This is a genomic window from Streptomyces sp. NPDC050703 (assembly GCF_040654435.1).
Lineage (GTDB): Bacteria > Actinomycetota > Actinomycetes > Streptomycetales > Streptomycetaceae > Streptomyces.
On the sequence record NZ_JBFAHX010000003.1, the window covers coordinates 201,000 to 217,256 of the forward strand.

The window sequence follows — 16,257 nt, forward strand, 5'->3', positions numbered from 1 at the left end:
GCGTTACGGGGTGGTGGCGTGCGTCAGGAACTCCGTCCAGGCGGACGGGGCGACGCGGAGGGCGGGGCCTTCGGGGTTCTTGGAGTCGCGGATGTGGATGGTGGCGGGGGTGTGCGCCACCTCGACGCACTCGCCGCCCTGATCACCGCTGTGGCTGGACTTCGTCCAGGGCAGCGCTACCTCGACGCATTCGCCTTCACCGCTGCTGTAACTGCTCCTGCGCCAGAGGTAGTTTGCACTCATAGGTCCCGCGCCCCCTTCTCGATCAGCGTCGCCGACTCCTCGGGCGTCAGCGCCTGTGCGCGCAGAATGCCATATTTCCCGAACAGGTTGCTCAGTGCCGGCTGTTCGGTGACGAAGTAGCCCCCGCTCGGCGCTTCGACGTAGGCGAGCTGACGGCGCATGTCTGTGTCCAGCAGGATCATTGGGCCGGTGAGCCCTGCGTGCACATGGCGGCCATGTGGCATGACCTGAAGTTCGACATGCCGAAGCCGACCGAGTTCGAGAAGGTGGCGTAGCTGTTCCTTCAGGACCGGGGGTCCGCCGAGGGGGCGGGTCAGCAGGCTCTGCTCCAGCACGTAACTGATGCTCGGCGGAGGTTTGCGGTGAAACATCTCCCCTCGCTCCAGCCTGGCCGCGACTCGCGCCTCCACCTCGTCGTCATCCAGTGAGGGGTAGCAGTTGCTGTTGTAGACCGCGCGTGCGTACGCCGCAGTCTGAAGTGACCCAGGAATTACCAGCGTTTGATAGGCGTGGATACCGACCGCTTTCCGTTCCTCGGCCAGGTAATCCTCCGTCCACGCCGGAAGCACCCGGTGGCCGAACTCCTTCTCCGCGAGCAGCACCAGTGCACCCTGTGCACCAAGGAACTGATCCGCCAGCTCGGCCAACCTGCCCCGGGGCGCCCGCTCGCCCCGTTCCACCATCGCCATCTGCGACTTGGAGTACTGGACATGCGTGCCCAGCGCCTCCTGTGTGATCCCGGCCCGCTCGCGGTAGAACCGCAACAGCGCGCCGAACGTCTCCGAGCCCCGCTCACCCTGGTGCACAACGACCTCCCCAAGTGCACAGCCCCGCACCGCTCCCGCGAGACGCTGGTCACAGTATGTGACCGTCCGTAAGCATGTGGCGCATGAACTGGGAAACCTCACCGCTCAGGGTGCACGACTGGATCCCGGCGTCGGGGCACGCGCTGCGCCACGCCGGGATCCACTTCGACGCCGTACGCGTCGACGGCCCGCCCGGCGAGCGGATCATGTACGACCTGACGCAGCTCACGGAGTTCCACGTGGGGCCCGTCATCCGCGAAGCGACCGGCGCGCGCTACTTCTACTTCCTGCTCCCGCCGGGAACCGCGAAGTCGTACGGCTGGCCGGCCGGAGCGCGCCCCCTGGGGCGGTCCTCGGCGGGTTTCGCCTACGTCGGCGTACCCGCGCTCGACGGCTGGACCTGGCCGCTGGACTGGAGGTCGCTGCCGACGGCGGAAGCCCCTTTCGTCGAGGGGCAGTTGCTTCACGACGTGACGAGACGCGTGGCACGGTGATCCAGCCCGCCGAGCCCCCAACCCTGCGCCAGCGCCCGGGCGAAGGCGTCCGCCAGCTTGTGTTCGCCGCTCGCGTTCGGGTGCGTGCCGTCGTACGTGTCGGTGTGGATGTCGTACGACGGCGGGGGCGAGGCCAGGAGGAGCGGGGAGGCCGCCGTGTCCAGGTCCGCCACCGTCTTCGCGAGGAGTTCGTTGAAGCGGGCCACCTCCGCCGCGAAGGGCGCGTCCGACTCGGCGCGGATGTTGGGGATGACCGGGAGCAGGACCATGCGGATACGGGGGTTCGCCGTGCGCGCCCCCGCGACGAAGGCGCGGACGTTCGCCGCCGTCTGGTCGGCGTTCGTGTAGAAGCCCAGGTCGATCAGGCCGAGGGAGACGAGCAGGACGTCCGCCGGGTCGTCCGTGAGCGCGCCGGTGATCGCGGGCGCCATGTGCAGCCAGCCCTCGCCCCAGCCCGCAAGGTGGTTGCGGGGGAACGCGGGGTCGGGGTCGGCGTAGTCGAACGACACGGGCTCGCCCGCCGCCTTGTCGTACAGGGCGGTGCGCGGGCCGGCCACGGCGAAGCCGTCGTCGCCGAGGGCGGCGCGCAGGTGCCGCCACATCCGGTGGCGCCAGGTGTGTTCCCCGGCGCTTCCGATGGTCATCGAGTCGCCGACGAACATGAACCTGAGCATCCGCTCATTCTGGCGGATCGGGCGGGGCGTCTGCGATGTGGGGCTGAGCACGCACCGGCAGGGGCGCGGATGGCACGCTTGGGCCCATGCGTTCGCTCAGGGCTGTTCCGGTTCCGTCCGTCCTCGCCGTCGCCGCCGTGCTGTCCTTCGCCGTGGCGGCGCCCGCCGCGGCCGACGACGGGCACGACGGGTTCACCATGGAGGACCCGAGGATCGTCGAGTCCAGCGGCCTCGCCGCCTCCCGCGCCCACCCGGGCGTCTACTGGACGCACAACGACCAGGACAAGGGCGCCTACCTGTACGCCGTCGACGCGAAGACCGGGAAGACCGTCGCCACCGTCACCATGACCGGGGTGGGCAAGCCGCGCGACGTGGAGGCCATCTCTGTGGGCAGCGACGGCAACCTGTACGTCGGTGACATCGGCGACAACCTCGGCGGCACGTGGTCGAACGTGTGGATCTACCGGCTGCCCGAGCCGAAGGAGCTCAAGGACCAGACCGTCCGCGCCACGCAGTACGTCGTGAAGTACGCCGACGGGGCGCGGGACGCGGAGGCGCTGATGGTGCACCCGAAGACCGGGCGGATCTACATCGCGGACAAGAAGGAGGAGGGCGGCAGCCTCTATGAGGGGCCCGCCCGGATGTCCGCCTCCGGCACCAACGTCTTCAAGCGCGTCGCCGCCACCGACCTGTGGGTCACGGACGGCGCCTTCTCGCCCGACGGGAAGCAGCTCGCCCTGCGCGGCTACTTCGGCGGAGTCTCGTACACGTGGAAGGGGGCGGGGGAGAAGCCCGAGCGGGAGGGGCGGCTGAGCGTGCCGATCCAGCGGCAGGGCGAGTCCGTCACGTACACCCCGGACGGCACGACCCTGATGTACGGCACCGAGGGCGCGCGGAGCGCGGTCACGCCCGTGGAGGTGAAGGGGAAGGGCGGCGGCTCCGACTCCTCCGGCTCCGGCTCGGGTCCGGCATCGGGGGGCGACGGCGGCGGCGTGGACGGCGGCGTCAAGACCGGGGCCGTCGTCCTCGGGGCCGTGCTGCTCGCCTTCCTCGGTCTGAAGCGTCTCTCGCGGCGGGGCCCGGGCACGCGGGGCAAGTAGGGCCGAGAGGGGGCCGCCGGGGTCAGGCCCCGGCCTCCGCCTCGCGGCGGGCCACCAGTACGTCGAGGCCGTCGAGCAGCCGCTGGAGCCCGAACTCGAAGTGGTCGAAGTCCGAGCCGAAGGCGTCCTCGGAGAGGCCCGCGAGCGCCGGGTACCTGCCGCTCATCATGATCCGCTCCAGGGTCGGCTGCTGCGCCTCCCAGAACGCCTCGTCGCTCAGGCCGCTCTTCTTCACGGCCTCCACCTCGTGCACCTGGGTGCGGGCGACCCCGGTGACGTACCCCTCCACGGCGACGATGACGCCGATCAGCTCGGGGTCGGTCAGGCCCATCGGCGCGATGCGGGTGAGGGTCCTGTCCAGGCCGCCGACCGCGCCGGGGCCGAGCACCGGGCGGGCCTGGTTGACGTGGAGCAGCCAGGGGTGGCGGCGGTACAGGACCAGGGTCTCGCGGGCGTACGCCTCGACGGCCTCGCGCCAGCCGCCGGACCAGGGCTCCTCTTCCTCCGGCGGGGCGTACACGCGGTCCAGCATCAGGTCGAGCAGGTCGCCCTTGCCGGGGACGTAGCGGTACAGGGACATCGTGCCGGTGCCGAGTTCCGTGGAGAGGCGGCGCATGGAGACCGCCGCGAGCCCCTCGGCGTCGGCGAGGCGCACCGCCTCGGTGACGATCCGGTCCAGGGTCAGCGCCGGCTTCGGCCCGCGCGTGGGGCGTTCACCGTCGCCCCACAGCAGTTCGAGGCTCCGGGTGATGTCGCTGCCGGTGCGCTGGACGTCGCCGCCGCCTGTGCTCGTCATGGCCCTCACCTTAATCGCCGGTCGGACGGCCGGGTACGCCGTACCCAGAAGACTGGGTACGGTGTACCCGGACGTTTTGAGTACACCGTACTCTTTTTCGGGTACGGTGTACTCAGTGCGAGTCGGGACGAGCGAACCGGAGGGCGGGCGATGAACGGCGACGGCTACGCGGTACGGGCCGAAGGGCTGCGGAAGCGGTACGGCGACAAGGACGCGCTGGACGGCTTCGACCTGCGCGTCGAGCAGGGCACGGTGCACGGACTCCTCGGGCCCAACGGCGCGGGCAAGACCACCGCGGTGCGGATTCTCTCCACCCTCGTCCGGCTCGACGGCGGCCACGCCGAGGTGGCCGGCGCCGACGTGGTGCGCGAGCCCGCCCTCGTACGCGCCCGCATCGGACTGACCGGGCAGTACGCGGCGGTCGACGAGATCCTCACCGGCCGGCAGAACCTGGAGATGTTCGGGCGCCTCTTCCACCTGGGCGCCCGCGGGGCCGCGCTGCGCGCCCGGGAACTCCTCGAACAGTTCCACCTGGAGGACGCGGCGGAGAAGGGCGCGGGCCAGTACAGCGGCGGCATGCGGCGCCGCCTCGACCTGGCGGCCTCGATGATCCTCGCCCCCGGAGTGCTCTTCCTCGACGAGCCGACCACCGGCCTCGACCCCCGCAGCCGCCTGGAGGTCTGGGACACCGTGCGGGACCTGGTCGCCCGCGGCACGACCGTGCTGCTGACCACGCAGTACCTGGAGGAGGCCGACCGGCTCGCCTCCCGCGTCACCGTCATCGACCGGGGCCGGGCCATCGCCGACGACACCCCCGACGGGCTGAAGAACACCGTCGGCGGCAGCCACCTCGACGTCGTGGTGCGCGAACCGGCGGACCTGCCGGCGGCCGTCCGCGCCGTCCGCCGGGTCTGCGCGGGCGCACCGCTCGTCCTCGACGTGGAGCGCCGCGTGCAGGCCGCCGTCACCGACCGGGTCCGCGCCCTCACCGACGTGGCGCGCACCCTCCAGGACGAGGGGGTCGCCGTCGAGGACATCGGCCTGCGCAGGCCGAGCCTGGACGACGTCTTCCTGCGGCTGACCGGCCGGCCCCCGGAAGACGCCGGGGGCGCCGGAGCCACCACCGATCCCGGGAAGCCGGGAGAGCCGGGAAAGCCGGAGAAGAAGGAGGTCGCGGCATGAGCGCCGCACTCACCGCGGGGACGTCGCGGCGCCCGCACGGACGCCTCTTCTGGGCCCTCGCCGACAGCGGGAACATCACCCGCCGCTACCTCACCCACTTCCTGCGCCAGCCCGTCACCATCGCCTGGCAACTGGGCTTCCCGATCATCTCCGTACTCCTGTACGGGTTCGTCTTCGGCGAGGCGATGAAGGTGCCCGGGGGTGGCGACGACGGCGACTACAAGCAGTTCCTGATGCCCGGCATGTTCGTGATGACCATGGCCTTCGGCTTCATGAACACCGCCATGGCCGTGGTCACCGACGCCTCCAAGGGCGTCATCGACCGCTTCCGCTCCATGCCCATGGCCCCCTCGGCGGTGGCCTCGGGGCGCGGGCTCACCGACCTCGTCGTGGCCTGCGCGGAGCTGACCATCCTCGCGGCGACCGCGCTCGCCATCGGCTGGCGCTCCAGCGCCGGAATCGCCGACACCGCCCTCGCCTTCGCGCTGCTGCTGCTCCTGCGGTTCAGCCTGATCTGGGTGGGCGTCTACCTCGGCCTCGTCGTGCCGACGCCCGAGGCGGCCGGCGGGCTCTACGCGGTCGCCTTCCCGCTCACGATGATCTCCAGCGTCTTCGTGGCGCCGTCCCTGATGCCGGACTGGCTGGCCCCGGTCGCCGCCTGGAACCCGGTCTCGTCGACGGGCACGGCCGCGCGCGAACTCTTCGGCAACCCGGGGGCGGGCGGCAGCAGTTGGGTGGAGCAGCACGCCGTACTGATGGCGGTGGTGTGGCCGCTGGCGATCTCGCTGGTCTTCCTGCCGCTGGCGGTACGGAGGTTCAAGGCACTGAGCCGCTGAAACGCAGAGACCCCGCGCCCCATCAGGGGCGCGGGGAACTGAGCGACCAGCGTCAGAGCTTCTCGATCACGTAGTCGACGCACTTCGTGAGCGCCTCGACGTCCGCCGGGTCGACCGCCGGGTACATCGCGATGCGCAGCTGGTTGCGGCCCAGCTTGCGGTACGGCTCGGTGTCCACGATGCCGTTGGCGCGCAGCACCTTGGCGACCGCGGAGGCGTCGACCTCGTCCGCGAAGTCGATCGTGCCGACCACGTGCGAGCGCTTCGCCGGGTCGGTGACGAACGGCGTCGCGTACTTCGAGTCGTCCGCCCAGCCGTACAGCGCCCGCGCGGACGCCGCCGTGCGGCCGGTGGTGAACTCCAGGCCGCCCTGGGAGTTCATCCAGTCCAGCTGCTCGGCGAGCAGGAAGTACGTGGCGAGCGCCGGGGTGTTGTACGTCTGGTTCTTGCGGGAGTTGTCGATCGCCGTCGGCAGCGAGAAGAACTCCGGCACGTGCCGGCCCGAGGAGTGGATGCGCTCGGCCCGCTCGATCGCGGCCGGGGAGAAGACGGCGATCCACAGGCCGCCGTCGGACGCGAAGGACTTCTGCGGGGCGAAGTAGTAGACGTCGGTCTCGGTGATGTCGACCGGCAGGCCGCCCGCGGCGGACGTGGCGTCCACCAGGACGAGCGAACCGGCGTCGGCGCCCTCGACGCGCTTGACGGGGGCCGCGACACCGGTGGAGGTCTCGTTCTGCGTGAAGGCGTAGACGTCGACGCCCGCCTCCGCGCTCGGCTCGGGGTGCGTGCCCGGCTCACTGGAGATGACGCTCGGCTCGGCGAGCCACGGGGCGAGCTTGGCCGCCTTCGCGAACTTCGACGAGAACTCGCCGAAGCTCAGGTGCTGCGACTTGTTGTCGATCAGACCGTGCGTCGCCACGTCCCAGAACGCGGTGGAGCCGCCGTTGCCCATGACCACCTCGTACCCCTCGGGGAGGGAGAAGAGGTCCTTGACGCCCTCGACCACGCGGCCGACCAGGTTCTTGACCGGGGCCTGGCGGTGGGACGTACCGAGCAGGGAGGTTCCGGTCGCGGCGAGGGCGTCCAGCGCCTCGGTGCGCACCTTGGAGGGGCCCGAGCCGAAACGGCCGTCGGCGGGCTTCATGTCAGCGGGAATCTGGATCTCAGCCACGGGGTGAGCCTAGCGGCTCGGGGCGCGGGGTTCCTCTGGTGTCCGCCGGGTGAGACCCGTACCCCGAGCCGTGTGACCGCCTCGGGGCTCCGCCCCGGACCCCGCTCCTCAAAGGCTGTCTTCCAGGCGCACCGGCAGTTCGTAGAGGTCGTTCTGGGTCACCACCGGCTTGTTGCGGAGCTGTTCGGGCTCCACCGCCAGCGTCAGGCCGGGGAAGCGGGCGTACAGGGCCGGGAGGGCCACCCCGGCCTCCAGGCGCGAGAGGGCCGCTCCGGGGCAGACGTGCGGGCCGTGGCCGAAGGAGATGTGGCGGTTGGCGGAGGCGCGGGTGATGTCGAAGGAGGCCGCCGTCGGGCCGTGGGCCGCCTCGTCGCGGCCGATGGCGCCGTAGGAGACGATCAGCGCGTCCCCCTGGGGGATCACCTTGTCGCCGACGGGGACGTCCTCCGCGGCGAAGCGGATCAGGACGTGTGACGTCGGTGTGGAGTAGCGCAGGGTCTCCTCGACGACCGCGTCCCAGCCGGCCTTGCCCGCGCGCACCAGGGCGAGCTGCTCGGGGTGGGTGCTGAGGTTCACCACGGCGTTGACGATCAGGGAGATCGTCGTCTCGTGGCCCGCCGCGACCATCAGCTGGAGGGTGGAGAGGATCTCGGCGTCGGTGAGGTGGTCGCCGTCCTCCGAAGCCTGGATCAGCGCGCTCGTCAGGTCGTCGCCCGGCTGCTCGCGGCGGGCCGCGACGACCTTGCCCATCATCTCGGCGAGTTCGCCGAGCGTGGCCACGACCTCCTCCGGCGGCGTCTGGGTGGAGAAGAACTTGTCGAAGAGGACCTTCAGCCGCGGGTGGTCCGCCTCGTCGATGCCCATCAGGTCGCTGATCACGTACATGGGCAGCGGATAGGCGAACACCGCCTTCAGGTCGACCACACCGTCGGCGCCCGCGGCGGCCACCTGGTCCAGGAGGCCGTCCGTCAGCTCCGTGATCCGCTCGCGCATCCGCTCCACGCGGCGCGGCGTCAGCGCCTGCGCGACGAGCGAGCGCATCCTGCGGTGCTCCTCGCCGTCCACGGTCAGCATCGAGCGGCCCGGGTTGGCGAGGCCGATCAGCGGCCAGTCGGCGGGTATCTCGCCGCGCCGCCAGGCGCCCCAGACGTTGATGTCCTTCACCAGGCGCTTGTCGGTGAGGAGCCGGCGGGCCTCCGCGTGGTGCGTGACCGCCCACACCGGCACACCGCCGGGCAGCTCCGCCTCCGCGAGGGGGCCCGCGGCGAGCAGCCGGGCGCTCTCGCCGTCCAGGTCGGTGACGAACGGGTCCAGGGCGATGCGCGTCATCTGGGCTCTCCAAGGGCTGCGGTCGGAGTCGGGGTGAACGTCACCGGGAGATCGGTCAGGCCGCTCAGCCACGGCGAGGGGCGGCGGGTGAGCTGCGTGGCGGGCACGGCCAGGTCGAGGTCCGGCAGCCGGTCGATCAGCACCTCGATGCCGGTCCTGGCGATGACCTCGGCGACCTCCTGGGCCGGGAAGGGGCAGCGGTGCTCGCCGTGGCCGAAGGAGAAGTGGGCGCTGTTGCCGCCGGTCAGGACGGAGCCGTCGGTGCGCACCTGCGGGTCGGCGTTGGCGGCGGCGAGGCCGAGGAGCAGCAGGTCGCCGGCGTTGATGCGGCGCCCGCCGAGCCGGGTGTCGCGCGCGGCCCAGCGTCCCGCCACGTTCTGCGTCGGGGTGTCCTCCCACAGGACCTCGTTCATCGCCTCGGCGACGCTGTGCCGGCCGCCGAAGAGCGAGGCGGCGAAGCGGTCGTCGGTGAGCATCAGCCGCAGGGAGTTGCCGATCCAGTCCGCCGTGGGCTGGTGGCCCGCGGCCATCATCACCATCAGGTCTTCCGCGATCTCCGTGTCGTTGAACCCCGACGGGTCCGCCAGCATGGACGACGCGACGTCGGGGCCGGGCCGCGCGTGCTTGTCGGCGAGGAGCCGCGCCATCGACTCGCTCAGGTGCCGGGCGCCCGCGAGGGCCCCCTCGCGGCCGTTGATCATGTCGTTCAACGCGGTGACGAGGGCGGGGCCCTCCTCGTCGGGGAAGCCGTAGATCGTGGCGAGGACCCGGACCGGGAGCAGCATCGCGTACTCGGCGACGATGTCCGTCGAGCCCCGGCCGCAGAAGCCGTCGATCAGCTCGTCGGCGAACCTCTCGGCGTGCGACTTGAGTTCGAACGGGTCGACCGACTCCAGGGCGTGCGCGATCATCGCGGCGCGCTCGGTGTGCCGCTCGCCGACGGTGTAGAGGATCGACGGCTGCTTGTGGCCGATCATGGGGAGCAGAGGCCAGTCGGCGGGGATGTTCGGCCACTGGTTCCACAGCTCGGAGTCCCGGCTGTACAGGGCGGGGTCGGCGGTGACCTGGTGCAGTTCGCGGTAGCCGAGCACCAGCCAGGCGGGCACGTCGCCGTCGAGCAGGACGGGCGCCACCGGGCCGTGGTCGCGCCGCAGTTCCCGGTAGAGCCGGGCGGGCTCGGTGGTGAACCGCGGGCCCGACAGCGGTACGGGTCCGGGGGCGGCGCCGGTTACGGGGCAGGTCACTTGGCGGTCTCCTGGGCGGCGTACAGCGTCTTGAGGTGTTCCACGAGGGTGATCAGTACGTTCTTGCTGGACTCCCGGGAGCGCGCGTCGCAGTCGACGAGCGGCACCCCGGGGTCCAGGTCGAGCGCATCGCGCAGTTGCGCGAGGGTGTGCGTGGAGCCGCCGAAGTCGTTGCGGGCCACGATGAACGGCGTCCCGTGGTGCTCCAGGCGGTCGATCGCGTACCAGGAGTCCTCGACGCGGCGCGGGTCCACCAGGACCACGGCGCCGAGCGTCCCGGAGAACAGGCGGTCCCAGAGGAACCAGAAGCGCTCCTGGCCCGGGGCGCCGAAGAGGTAGAGGACGTTGTGTGCGTCGAGGGTGATGCGGCCGAAGTCGAAGGCGACCGTCGTGGACGTCTTGGCACGCAGCCCTTCCAGGCCGCCCGTCTCGTCGATGCCGCGCCCCGCCTGCGTCATCGTCTCCTCGGTGTTGAGGGGACGGATCTCGCTCACGGACCGGACCAGGGTCGTCTTGCCGACGCCGAAACCGCCCACCACGACGATCTTCAGACCGTTGTCGGCGGTCGCGGACAGCTCCGCGTCGCGTCGTTCGGTGGTTGCGTCAGAGATTGCGGAGTCCAACGAGCACCTGCTCCAGGATGTCGGGGTCGGGAAGGCTGTGACCGGCTGCCGCCCGCGGATGGCGGGCGCTGATCCGGCCCGCGTCGAGCAGGTCGGAGAGCAGGATGCGCGTGATGCTCACGGGGAGCCTCAGCTCGGCGGCGATCTCCACGACCGCCGTGGGCAGTTCGCACATCCGCAGGATGGCGGCGAGCTCGGACTGCATGCCGGGGGTGGGTCCCGACTCGGCGACGACGAGGGTCACCAGGTCGAAGGGGGCGTCGGGCGCCGACCGGCTGCGGCCCTGGGTGAGGGTGTACAGCCGGTCGGGGGAGTCGTCCCGGCCGGGGCGGCTCATGAGGCGGGCGTGGCGCGGGGGCCGTCGTCGGCGCGGGGCTCGGCGCGCAGGTGCTCGCCGAGCTGCTCGACCAGTTCGCTCATGGTGTGCCCGACGAGCCCGGCGTCGGCGTCCTCGGCGGCGATGACGGCGAGGTGCGCGCCCTCGCCGGCCTCGACGATGAAGAGGATGCCGCCGTAGAACTCCGTCATCGCCGACCGCACGCCGCCGCTGCCGTCCCCGAACTCGGCGGACGCGCCGTGCGAGAGGGACTGGATGCCCGCGGCGATCGCGGCGAGCTGGTCGGCCTGGTCGACGGAGAGTTCGGGGGTGCGGCACAGCTTCAGGCCGTCCCGGGAGAGGACGAGCGCGTGCCGGGCGCCGGGGGTGCGCTCCAGGAGACCTTCGAGGAGCCAGGTGAGCTTGGCGTCGGTGGTGGTTCCGGGGGTGGTGCCGGTGGTCATCGGGGGGTGTCGCCTTCCGGGTGCGGGGAGGGTGCGGGAGCGTCCGTGCCACTGGGCGATGGCGTGACGCGGACGGCCTGGCGGAAGCTGCTGAAGCGGGCCGCGGTGGTGGCGGCGTCGGCCGTGCGCGGGCGCGGGGTCTCACCGGTGTCGCTGTCCGCGCGGGCCCGCTCGGCGGCGGCGAGGGTACGGCCGCGGGGGCGCTTGGGCAGCGGTGCCTCGGCGGGGCGCCCGGCGGGCGGCGCTGCGGCGGACTCGTGGGCCGGCAGGGGCTCGCGGTCCACGGGGGTGAGGACGGCGGTGTCCTCGGAAGAGGGGGTGAGGGGGGCGGAGGGGGCGGAGGGGGCAGAAGTGTGCGGGGGGTTCGCGGGGCTTCCGGGGCTACTGGGTCTGTCGGGGCTGCTGTGGCTGCCGGGGTCGCCCGCCTGGGCCGGGGCGGCTTGAGCCGCCGGAAGCTCCGCTGCCGAGGGCGAGGCCGGGGCCGCCGCAGGGACCTGAACCGCCTCCGAGGGGCGCGTGAGCAGCTCCTGGGGTATCAGCAGGAGCACCCCCGTGCCGCCGCGGGCGGACGGCCGGAACGACACCGTCAGGCCGTGCTTGCGGGTCAGCCTGCCGACCACCGCGAGGCCGAGCCGCGTACCGGAGAGCCCGCTGAGGCCCTTCGCCTCGCCGGACACGGCCTGCTCGGCGCGGCGCTGCTGCACCGGGCCCATGACGAGGCCGCTGTCCTCGACGGAGATGATGACGCCGGCCGCGACCTCCTCGATGTAGACGTGCACCTCGGAGGTGGGCGGCGAGAAGTTGGCAGCGTTGTCGAGGATCTCGGCGAGGGCGTGCATGACGCCCTCGGCGGCATGGCCCGCGACGGCGACCTCGCTGGCGGAGTGGACGCGTACGCGCTGGTAGCCGCCGATGCGGCCCATCGCGCCCCGCAGGATCGACTCCATGACGATGGGGCGGGCCCAGCGGCGGCCCGAGCGGGCGCCGGTGAGGACGGCCACCGAGTCGGCGATGCGGCCCGCCTGCGCGGTCCTGTGGTCCAGGTGCAGCAGGTCGGTGAGGACGTCCTCGTCGGCGTGCCTGCCCTCCATCTCGCGGAGGTCGGCGAGCATGCCGGTGGCCAGCGCCTGCATGCGGCCCGCCGCGTTGGCGGAGGCGGCGAGGGCGGCGGCGCGCTCGGACTCGGCGGCACGGACGCGCAGGGTGAGCGCGGTGCGCTCCCGTACGTGCTCCGCGGTCAGCGCGGCGACCTCGCGGGCGTGGCGGTCGGTGAGACGCGTGCGCTCCTGGCCGGATTCCGCCGCGTGCCGGGCTTGTTCGTGGGCGAGGCGGCCCATCTCCTGATGGGCGGCGTCGAGCTGACGCCGCAGCAGGGAGGCGGTGCGCGCGCCGTGGAAGGCGGCGGCGACGGCGACGCTGAGGGCGAGCGCCGCGGCGCCGGCTCCCCAGGCGAGGGGTGCGCGTACGGAGGCGGGCGCCAGGACGACGGCGGTCGCGGTGAGTGCCGCGGTGACCAGGGCGCAGATCAGCAGGACGAGGGCGGACGGGCGCAAGGGGGCACTTGCCCGGGCTCCCGACTGCGCTGGACCAGGGGATGCCCCATTCGTCCCGGGGCGCGCTAGGGGGGTTGGCGCGGTCATCAATCGGGGTCCTCGATCGGAAGCGACACACTTTGCTTGAACGTGCTCGGGTATTTCTCAAGGTCGGCTCAAGTTCTGGCCACTATAGGAGAGTTGCCGACCGGGGTGGGAATGATCCCTTCCGGATCATGACATAACGACCGCGGCGGGGGGACTGCCAGGGGGTACCGCGGGGGCATCCTGGCCCTATGGGTGACCGGATGAGCGACCGGATGAGCGAGCACGCGAGCGACCGCGTGAAGGACCGCGTGAACGACCGCGCGAGCGACCGCGTGAGTACGCGCCGGAGCGGGCCGGGCGACGACCCCGAAGGGCTCGGCCGCGACCTGCGCGCGGCCGTACGCGGTGACGTGGACCTCTCCGTCACCGCGCGGGCGCTGCACACCATGGACGCCTCCAACTACCGCCGCGTACCGGCGGCCGTGGTGGCCCCGCGCGACGCCGACGACGTGGCGGCGGCGCTCGCGGTCTGCCGCGCGCGGCAGGTGCCGGTGGTGGCGCGCGGCGCGGGCACCTCGATCGCCGGGCAGGCGACCGGCACCGGCGTCGTCCTCGACTTCACCCGGTACCTGCGGCGGATCGTGGACCTCGACCCGGGGTCCCGAACGGCCGTGGTGCAGCCGGGAGTCGTCCTCGACGACCTGCGCGCCGCCGCCGCCCCGCACGGCCTCACCTTCGGCCCCGACCCCTCCACGCACAACCGCTGCACGCTCGGCGGCATGGTCGGCAACAACTCCTGCGGCTCCCATTCGGTGGCCTGGGGCACGACCGCCGACAACGTCCACGGGCTGACCGTCATCGACGGCAGGGGCGCCACCCACCGCCTCGGCCAGGGCTGGCAAGGAGCCCCTGAGGGCCTGCGGGCGCTCGTCGAGGACCACCTGAAGCTCCTGCGCACCGGCTACCCCGACCTGCCGCGCCGCATCTCCGGGTACGCGCTGGACGCCCTGCTCCCGGAGCGCGGCCCCGACCCGGCGCGCGCGTTCTGCGGCTCGGAGGGCACCCTCGGCATCCTCACCGAGGCGACCGTACGCCTCGTCGAGGCGCCCCGCGCCCGCGCCCTCGCCGTCCTCGGGTACGCCGACGAGAGCGCGGCGGCCGAGGCGGCGCCGGGGCTCCTGCCGTACGGGCCGCTGACCGTCGAGGGCATGGCGGCCGACCTCGTGCGCGGCACGGAAGGACTGCCGAGGGGCGGCGCCTGGCTGTTCGTGGAGACGGGCGGCGCGAGCCCGGCCGAGGCACGCGCGCGTGCGGGGGACCTCGTGCGGGCGGCCGACGCGCTGGACGCCGTGGTCGTCGACGACCCGGCGCGCCGGCGGGCCCTGTGGCGCGTGCGGGAGGACGCCAGCGGCACGGCCACGCGGATGCCGGACGGGGCCGGCGGATCGCCCGGGGGAGAGGCATGGCCCGGCTGGGAGGACTGCGCGGTGCCGCCCGCCCGGCTCGGCCCCTACCTGCGGGACTTCCGCGCGCTGCTCGCGGACCACGGTCTGCGCGGCACCCCGTACGGCCACTTCGGGGACGGCTGCATCCACGTACGCGTGGACTTCGACCTGATCAGCCGCGAGGGCGTGGCACGGTTCCGCCGCTTCTCCGAGGAGGTGGCGGACCTGGTCGTCGCGCACGGCGGCTCCCTCTCCGGCGAACACGGCGACGGGCAGGCCCGCGCGGAGCTGCTGCCGAAGATGTACGGGAGCGAACTCGTCGGCCTCTTCGAGCGCGTCAAGGACCTCTGGGACCCGGAGGGGCTGCTCAACCCCGGGATGCTGGTGCGGCCCTCGCCCCTCGACGCCGGCCTGCGGTTCGCGCCGCTGCCGCGCGAACCGGTCGACGTCGCCTTCGGCTACCCGCACGACGGGGGCGACTTCTCGGCGGCGGTCAGGCGGTGCGTGGGCGTCGCGAAGTGCCGTACGGCCGCCCCGGGCTCGCCCACGGACGTCATGTGCCCCTCCTTCCGGGTGACGGGCGAGGAGGAGCACTCGACGCGGGGCCGCGCCCGCCTGCTGCACGAGATGCTGGCGGGCGAGGTGGTGACGGACGGCTGGCGCTCGACGGAGGTCAGGGACGCCCTCGACCTCTGCCTGTCCTGCAAGGGCTGCCGCTCGGACTGCCCGGTGGGCGTCGACATGGCCACGTACAAGGCGGAGTTCCTGCACCACCACTACGAGGGGCGGCGCAGGCCCGCCGCCCACTACTCCATGGGGTGGCTGCCGCGCTGGCTGCGGGCCGTCGCGGTGACGCGCACCGCGCGGCCGGTCAACGCCCTCGCGCGGGTCCGTCCGCTGGCGGCGCTCGGCAAGCGGCTCGGCGGGATCGACGCGCGGCGGGCCGTGCCGGAGGTGGCTCCGCGCACGTTCCGGCAGTGGTGGCGCACGGCGCGGCGCGCGGGGACGGCCGCCGGTCCGCGCGCCGTGCTCTGGCCTGACACCTTCACCGACCACCTCTCGCCCGAGGTCGGCAAGGCCGCCGTCCGGGTCATGGAGGCCGCCGGGATCGCGGTCGAGCTGCCGCCGCCGGGGGTGTGCTGCGGGCTGACGTATGTGTCGACGGGACAGCTCGACCGGGCGCGCGCGGTGCTGCGGGGCACGCTGGAGGCGATGGCTCCGCTGGTGGACGCGGGGGTGCCGGTGGTGGTCCTCGAACCGAGCTGCGCGGCGGCGCTCAGGTCGGACCTGACCGAGCTGCTCGGCGACGACCCGCGCGCCCACCGCCTCGCCGCCGCCGTGCGCACCTTCGCCCAGGCCGTCGAGGAGCTGGCCCCCGCGTGGCAGCCGCCCCGTGCCGACCGCCCGGTGACCGGCCAGACGCACTGCCACCAGCACGCGGTCCTCGGCGACGCGGCGGAGCGGCGGCTGCGGGCGAAGGCGGGCCTGACGGGCGAACCGGTCGGCGGCTGCTGCGGGCTCGCGGGGAACTTCGGGTTCGAGCGCGGGCACTACGACGTCTCGGTGGCCTGCGCGGAGGAGCGCCTGCTGCCGGCGGTGCGGCGGGCGCCGGAGGACGCGGTGGTGCTCGCCGACGGGTACTCCTGCCGAACGCAGCTGCGGCAGCTCGCGGGGGTGCGCGCGCGGCACCTCGCGGAGGTGCTCGCGGACATGCTCGTGGACGGGCCAGGACCGGCGTGATCCCGCGTCATGCGCGTCACGCATAACCAGTGCCCGTCCGGCATTTCCCGCCCCGTCGCGCGCGGTCGTACCGTCGACGTGTGGACGTCTCGGACGGCTCGGACGGCTCGGACGCGGGTCGCGTACATGGGCGGCGAAATCGCTCCACCGTCCTGACGTGGTCCAATGGAATGGACGGTATGGTCCACGGTAATGGACTGGCGGGCACGGGCAT

The 16,257-nt window shown here is 72.9% G+C and carries 16 protein-coding genes; 5 read left to right on the plus strand and 11 right to left on the minus strand.

Translation table 11 applies throughout. The features are described 5' to 3' along the window. Positions 1 to 3 precede the first annotated feature (3 nt). Together AB0I16_RS04170 and AB0I16_RS04175 are read right to left on the minus strand one after the other, a co-directional pair. Positions 4 to 243 carry a DUF397 domain-containing protein gene (locus AB0I16_RS04170; protein ID WP_363247763.1) on the minus strand — a complete coding sequence of 80 codons (240 nt, stop codon included), beginning with the start codon at positions 241 to 243 and terminating at the stop codon, positions 4 to 6. After that, positions 240 to 1,049: a helix-turn-helix transcriptional regulator gene (locus AB0I16_RS04175; RefSeq protein ID WP_363247764.1), complete on the minus strand. Its 810-nt coding sequence runs from the start codon at positions 1,047 to 1,049 to the stop codon at positions 240 to 242. The genes AB0I16_RS04170 and AB0I16_RS04175 overlap by 4 nt, the downstream gene beginning before the upstream one ends. A gap of 83 nt (positions 1,050 to 1,132) precedes the next feature. On the opposite strand from AB0I16_RS04175, the gene AB0I16_RS04180 reads away from it, so the two are divergent. Further along, complete coding sequence (locus AB0I16_RS04180) at positions 1,133 to 1,543, plus strand: hypothetical protein (protein ID WP_363247765.1); 411 nt, start codon at positions 1,133 to 1,135, stop codon at positions 1,541 to 1,543. Here AB0I16_RS04180 and AB0I16_RS04185 read toward each other — a convergent pair. Further along, positions 1,513 to 2,217, minus strand: coding sequence for an SGNH/GDSL hydrolase family protein (locus AB0I16_RS04185; protein WP_363247766.1), 705 nt, complete (start codon positions 2,215 to 2,217; stop codon positions 1,513 to 1,515). The two genes, AB0I16_RS04180 and AB0I16_RS04185, sit on opposite strands and share 31 nt — an antisense overlap. A gap of 86 nt (positions 2,218 to 2,303) precedes the next feature. On the opposite strand from AB0I16_RS04185, the gene AB0I16_RS04190 reads away from it, so the two are divergent. Continuing rightward, entirely contained in the window at positions 2,304 to 3,317 is a 1,014-nt protein-coding gene (locus AB0I16_RS04190) for a WD40 repeat domain-containing protein (RefSeq protein WP_363247767.1), read from the plus strand. Between the two features lie 22 nt (positions 3,318 to 3,339). Here the strand turns inward: AB0I16_RS04190 and AB0I16_RS04195 are convergent, their stop codons facing one another. Beyond that, positions 3,340 to 4,113, minus strand: coding sequence for a TetR/AcrR family transcriptional regulator (locus AB0I16_RS04195; RefSeq protein WP_363247768.1), 774 nt, complete (start codon positions 4,111 to 4,113; stop codon positions 3,340 to 3,342). 150 nt (positions 4,114 to 4,263) lie between these two features. Here AB0I16_RS04195 and AB0I16_RS04200 point away from each other — a divergent pair, with 150 nt between their 5' ends. Together AB0I16_RS04200 and AB0I16_RS04205 are read left to right on the plus strand one after the other, a co-directional pair. After that, entirely contained in the window at positions 4,264 to 5,295 is a 1,032-nt protein-coding gene (locus AB0I16_RS04200; protein WP_363247769.1) for an ATP-binding cassette domain-containing protein, read from the plus strand. Beyond that, positions 5,292 to 6,131, plus strand: coding sequence for an ABC transporter permease (locus AB0I16_RS04205; protein WP_363247770.1), 840 nt, complete (start codon positions 5,292 to 5,294; stop codon positions 6,129 to 6,131). Before AB0I16_RS04200 ends, AB0I16_RS04205 begins: the two co-directional genes overlap by 4 nt. Positions 6,132 to 6,183: 52 nt before the next feature. Here the strand turns inward: AB0I16_RS04205 and serC are convergent, their stop codons facing one another. The 7 genes from serC to AB0I16_RS04240 form a co-directional block, all read right to left on the minus strand. Then, complete coding sequence (serC, locus tag AB0I16_RS04210; protein ID WP_363247771.1) at positions 6,184 to 7,302, minus strand: phosphoserine transaminase; 1,119 nt, start codon at positions 7,300 to 7,302, stop codon at positions 6,184 to 6,186. Positions 7,303 to 7,410: 108 nt separating this feature from the next. Further along, a complete protein-coding gene (locus tag AB0I16_RS04215) occupies positions 7,411 to 8,631 on the minus strand; it encodes a cytochrome P450 (RefSeq protein WP_363247772.1) in 1,221 nt (406 codons plus the stop codon). Then, positions 8,628 to 9,875 carry a cytochrome P450 gene (locus tag AB0I16_RS04220; protein WP_363247773.1) on the minus strand — a complete coding sequence of 416 codons (1,248 nt, stop codon included), beginning with the start codon at positions 9,873 to 9,875 and terminating at the stop codon, positions 8,628 to 8,630. Before AB0I16_RS04220 ends, AB0I16_RS04215 begins: the two co-directional genes overlap by 4 nt. Then, positions 9,872 to 10,498, minus strand: coding sequence for an ATP/GTP-binding protein (locus AB0I16_RS04225; RefSeq protein WP_363247774.1), 627 nt, complete (start codon positions 10,496 to 10,498; stop codon positions 9,872 to 9,874). The genes AB0I16_RS04220 and AB0I16_RS04225 overlap by 4 nt, the downstream gene beginning before the upstream one ends. Next, on the minus strand, positions 10,479 to 10,835 hold the full coding sequence (locus AB0I16_RS04230) for a DUF742 domain-containing protein (protein ID WP_062776426.1): 357 nt from the start codon (positions 10,833 to 10,835) through the stop codon (positions 10,479 to 10,481). Before AB0I16_RS04230 ends, AB0I16_RS04225 begins: the two co-directional genes overlap by 20 nt. Then, complete coding sequence (locus tag AB0I16_RS04235) at positions 10,832 to 11,278, minus strand: roadblock/LC7 domain-containing protein (RefSeq protein WP_363247775.1); 447 nt, start codon at positions 11,276 to 11,278, stop codon at positions 10,832 to 10,834. Before AB0I16_RS04235 ends, AB0I16_RS04230 begins: the two co-directional genes overlap by 4 nt. Beyond that, positions 11,275 to 12,918, minus strand: a complete 1,644-nt coding sequence (locus tag AB0I16_RS04240; RefSeq protein WP_363247776.1) for an ATP-binding protein — start codon at positions 12,916 to 12,918, stop codon at positions 11,275 to 11,277. The genes AB0I16_RS04235 and AB0I16_RS04240 overlap by 4 nt, the downstream gene beginning before the upstream one ends. A gap of 386 nt (positions 12,919 to 13,304) precedes the next feature. Between AB0I16_RS04240 and AB0I16_RS04245 the strand changes: the two genes are divergently transcribed. Then, positions 13,305 to 16,043: an FAD-binding and (Fe-S)-binding domain-containing protein gene (locus AB0I16_RS04245; protein WP_363247880.1), complete on the plus strand. Its 2,739-nt coding sequence runs from the start codon at positions 13,305 to 13,307 to the stop codon at positions 16,041 to 16,043. Positions 16,044 to 16,257: the final 214 nt, after the last annotated feature.